The following is a 459-nucleotide window of genomic DNA, read 5'->3' as shown; positions in this document are numbered from 1 at the left end:
GACGAGCAAAAGTCGTCAGGGCAACAACACGGACCGAAGGATGGCGCGAGACGATCATTCGGGTAGCTGTGAGACCGTCCATTTCAGGCATCTTGAGGTCCATAAGGACAACGTCGGGCAATAGCTGATCAACAAGCTCAACGGCTTCACGACCATTAGTGGCCTGGCCGACAACCTCCATCTCCTCAACACGAGAGAAATAGCCGGCAAGAGCCTGCCTCATGATCGGATGATCGTCAGTAACCACGAGTCGAACTGACATCACTCCTCCTTACACTCACGTTGGGCGCTGCTGAGCCCAAGTGAACCTCCTCACCCACGGTGATCGCGCGGCGCCAACGATCAGACATATAACGCCTGCGACGCGAAGTATCTTGTCAACCTCACATTACTTCCCATCCTCGCATGCCGCAGCAGTCTGTATAGCAGCAGCGGGTTAGCAACGTGACTACCGGTAAC

General features: G+C 55.1%; 1 protein-coding gene. It reads right to left on the bottom strand.

The annotated features are described in order from the left end of the window. The coding region (locus GVL52_RS28890; protein ID WP_160012728.1) for a response regulator transcription factor at positions 1-262 on the bottom strand (262 nt) is incomplete at its 3' end. Between the last annotated feature and the right edge of the window lie 197 nt (positions 263-459).

The sequence above is a fragment of the Rhizobium sp. 18055 genome (assembly GCF_902706285.1).
Lineage (GTDB): Bacteria > Pseudomonadota > Alphaproteobacteria > Rhizobiales > Rhizobiaceae > Rhizobium.
This window is presented reverse-complemented; position numbering and strand designations above follow the sequence as displayed.